This is a genomic window from Magnetospirillum sp. (assembly GCA_027532905.1).
Taxonomy (GTDB): domain Bacteria; phylum Pseudomonadota; class Alphaproteobacteria; order CACIAM-22H2; family CACIAM-22H2; genus Tagaea.
This window is the reverse complement of the sequence record JAPZUA010000013.1, coordinates 1-1,963: the sequence shown is the minus strand read 5'-3', so window position 1 is coordinate 1,963 and position 1,963 is coordinate 1. Positions and strand designations below refer to the sequence as shown.

General features: G+C 62.0%; 1 protein-coding gene. It reads left to right on the top strand.

All coding sequences use genetic code 11. The features are described from left to right. Nucleotides 1-328: 328 nt before the first annotated feature. Nucleotides 329-1,963 (top strand): hypothetical protein (locus tag O9320_20635; protein ID MCZ8313258.1); only part of this gene is annotated, 1,635 nt, incomplete at its 3' end.

Sequence of the window (1,963 nt, the reverse complement as noted above, 5' to 3'; positions counted from 1 at the left end):
ACGCACCGGCAGATCCCGCCCGATCTGCGCGACGAAATCGAAGTCGTGTTCCTCGAAGGCTGCAGCTTGGCCGGCCTCGCGGGCCGCATCTATTTCCAGGCCGGCGAACGCTTCCCGGTCAATCCGATCGAGGAGATCGCGTACCAGCAGCAAGGGGTTGTTGCGTAGTTTTTCATCACATCACAGCATGCATTATCTATACATGTATTTACATGATACAATAGTTAAACCTATGGTGACATGAACATTTTTTCTGCCTACCTGTTTTTTTTAATGGGCGGTTAAATCTTTCAGGTTATTCGTCCGGAAACCACAACCGGAGCCCCCCATGTCCAAGCTTTCTTCACTCAATCCATTCGGTCGATTTTCGCTTGTCGGCCAAGTATACGCCGCGTTCGGCTTGCTCGGCCTGCTGCTGGCGGCCGCATCGGCCTATGGCGTCGTCGGATTCAAACGCACCACCGCCGAATCAACCGGCGCGGCAGAAATCGGGAATATCTACGATTTTTCCCAACGCGTCGAACTGCGGATGACGCAGACCCGCAACGCAATCAATATCTGGCTGCAAGCGCCGACCCAAGCGCAAGCGGACGCCGTTGGCGCCACATTCGGTCGTCTCGACGCAGCCGTAAAGGACCTCGAGAACGCCCGAATCAACGATGCCGAACGTTCGAACGTCGCCGCCTACAAGGCCACGCTCGGCAAGTACCGCGACGAAAGCTGGGCCACCATCCAAGGACACTTCGCCGCGCGCGCGACTTTGGCCGACGAACTCGACCGCGTTGGGCCGACGGTGCTCACCAACCTGCAGCGCCTGCGCGACGAAGCTGCGGCATCGGGCCAATCGACGACGGCGACCGCGCTCGACCTGGCAGCCGAAAACTACATGCGCGGCCGCTTGCCCGCGATGCGCTACCGCACCAGCCAAGCCGATGCCGATATGGAAAGCGCCGCACGCACGCTCAATGAAGCGATCGCTGCGGCGACCGAAGCACGGCGCGGTGCGCCCGCCGCATTTGCCGCGCGCATCGATGCCTCCATTGCTGCCCTCACGGCCTATCGCAACGAAAATCTCAAGATCCAGCAGACGATCAAAGACCTCGAAGCCGTCCGCGCAGTGTTCCGGGCGCAAGGCAATTCGCTTTCGGCTCTGACCGACGAACTCCGCAAGTCGCTCGAAGCGCGCGCCGAGGCCGCCGTCGCAGCAGCTGAATCCGCCGTCAAGCTGCGTGAATGGACGATCTCGATCGGCGGTGCGTTGGCGCTGGCCCTCGCACTTGTGATCGCCGTCGCGTTCGTGGCCAGCCTCAAGCGCCCGCTTGCGATCTTGGTCGATGTCGCCACGCAGCTCGCGAATGGCCGCGACGACGTCGCCGTTGCCGCCAGTGCGCGCAAGGACGAACTCGGCGCACTTCTCAATGCCATGCGCGCGCTGTGCGAGACCGTCGGTCAGTCCTTCCGCCTGCGCCAGATGGTCGAGGAAATGCCCACGCCGGTGATGACCGCCGATCCGAAAAACGTCTTCCGTATCGGCTACGCCAATCGGGCAGCGGTCGAAACCTTGCGCGGCGTCGCCGAGCATCTGCCGTGCGCGCCCGAAGCGCTCGTCGGCACCGAACTCGGCAAGCTGCACCGCGACGGTTTGCTGCAGCCGGCCGCCTTGGCCGACGCCGCTTCCCTGCCGCGCCGCACGACCTTGCATATCGGAAAGGAAATTTTCGACGTGCGCGTCTCGGCGATCCGCGACAAGGCCGGTGCTTATGTCGGGCCGATGCTCGTGTGGAACGTCGTCACGCGCCAGACGATGCTCGCCGACGATTTTGAGAAGAACGTCAAGAGTGTCGTCGATCAGGTCGCAAGTTCGGCCGTTCAGATGACGAAAAGTTCGGCCGCCATGGGCGTGTCGGCCGACGATACGATGCGCCAATCCACCATCGTTGCGTCGGCATCGGAGCAGGCATCG